At 72.1% G+C, this 2,037-nt stretch carries 1 protein-coding gene; it reads left to right on the top strand.

Annotated elements, in window-relative coordinates; genetic code table 11:
- Nucleotides 1–149: 149 nt before the first annotated feature.
- Nucleotides 150–1,916, top strand: coding sequence for a S8 family serine peptidase (locus tag ACFXA3_RS41625; RefSeq protein ID WP_385196563.1), 1,767 nt, complete (start codon nt 150–152; stop codon nt 1,914–1,916).
- Nucleotides 1,917–2,037: the final 121 nt, after the last annotated feature.

Raw genomic sequence — 2,037 nt, forward strand, 5'->3', positions numbered from 1 at the left:
GGGTTTGTGGGGGTTGTGTTTTTTTTAACCGCGCCGGCGCCCGGGGGGGGGGGGGGTGGTACGCGGGGTGTGGGCCCCCCCCCCCCCCGGGCCCGTCTTCGGAGGACGCATTGATACCCCACATATCCAGCCGACCTCGACGTACCCTCGTGCTGGCCGCCACGCTCGGCGCCGCGCTCGCCTTCGGGGCCCCCGCCGCGCTCGCCGGCACCGCCCCGGTCTCGCCCTCCGGCCAGGCCGTCCCGTCCGCCCCCGCCAAGGCCAAGGCCGCGGCGCCGTCTTCCCAGAGTGCGACCTGGGTTGCCGGCACCCGCGCCTACCTGGTGATCACCGCCCCCGGTGACAGCTCGGCGGTGCGTTCCGCCATCGCCGCCAACGGCGGCACCGTCTTCTCGAACTTCGACGCCATCGGCGTGATCGTCGCCCACTCCTCGTCCGCCGGCTTCGCCGCGACGATGCGCGGGGTCAGCGGCGTCCAGCAGGTCGGGGCCACCCGCACCTCGGACGTCCCGGCCGACGCCTACAACCCGGCGCTGCCCGCCAACCCGGCCCAGTCGACGACCCCGGCCGGCGAGCCCGTCCGCGCCGACATGAGCCAGATCAAGGCGGACCAGGCCTGGGCCGTCACCACCGGCTCCGCCTCCGTCAAGGTCGGCATCCTCGACACCGGTGTGGACGACCAGCACCAGGACCTGGCGCCGAACTTCAACGCCGCCGACTCCGTCTCCTGCGCCTACGGCAAGCCCGACACCCGTGCGGGCGCCTGGCGGGACGTGGACACCCACGGCACCCACGTCGCGGGCACCATCGCGGCCGCCAAGAACGGCAAGGGCGTCGTCGGCGTGGCCCCGGGCGTGAAAATCTCCGCGGTCCGCGTCGCCGAGCCGGGCAACTCGTTCTTCTTCGCCGAGAACACCATCTGCGGGTTCGTGTGGGCCGGTGACCACGGCTTCAAGGTCACCAACAACAGCTACTACACCGACCCGTGGCAGTTCAACTGCCCGGACAACATCGACCAGGCCGCCATCATCGAGGGCGTCAAGCGCGCCCAGGAGTACGCCGAGGGCAAGGGCTCGCTCCAGATCGCCGCGGCGGGCAACGAGAACTACGACCTCGCCCACAAGACGACCGACACCGCGAGCCCCAACGACTCGACGCCGGTCACCCGCACCATCACCAACGCCTGCCTCGACATCCCGACCGAGCTCCCGGGCGTCGTGACGGTCGCGGCGAACGGCACCGGCACCACCAAGGCCTCGTTCTCCAACTTCGGCCAGGGCGTCATCGACGTCGCGGCCCCGGGCCAGGACGTCTACTCCACGCTGCCGGGCGGCAAGTACGGCACGAAGAGCGGTACGTCGATGGCCACCCCGCACGTCGTGGGCGTCGCGGCGCTGCTCGCCAGCACCAACCCCGGCATCACCCCGGCGCAGCTGCGCGCCAAGCTGGCCACCCAGGCCAACGACATCGCCTGCCCGTCGGACGGCCGCTGCACCGGCACCACGGCCAACAACTCGTTCTTCGGCGAGGGCCAGGTCGACGCGCTGAAGGCGGTGGGCTCCACCCCGCCGGCCGGGAAGTACTTCGAGAACCTCGGCGACTTCGCGATCAACGACAACGCCACCGTGGAGAGCCCCATCACCGTCAGCGGGGTGACCGGCAACGCCCCGGCCACCCTCAAGGTGGGCGTGGACATCAAGCACACCTACATCGGTGACCTGAAGGTCGACCTCGTGGCCCCGGACGGCTCGGTCTACACCCTGAGCAACCGGGCCGGCGGCAGCACGGACAACATCGTCCAGACCTTCACCGTCAACGCCTCCTCCGAGGTCGCCAACGGTGTCTGGAAGCTCCGCGTGAACGACAACGCCGGCGGCGACACCGGCAAGATCGACGCCTGGAACCTCACCTTCTGAGGCCGGGGGGCCGCCGGGGAGCAGCGCCGCTGCGACCCGGTGGCCGCCGCCGGGCGGGGGCCCCCCCCCCCCGCGGCGCCCCCCCGCCGCCCCACCCCGGCCCCCCGCGGGCAGCAAAAAC

The sequence above is a fragment of the Streptomyces sp. NPDC059456 genome (assembly GCF_042750055.1).
Taxonomy (GTDB): domain Bacteria; phylum Actinomycetota; class Actinomycetes; order Streptomycetales; family Streptomycetaceae; genus Streptomyces.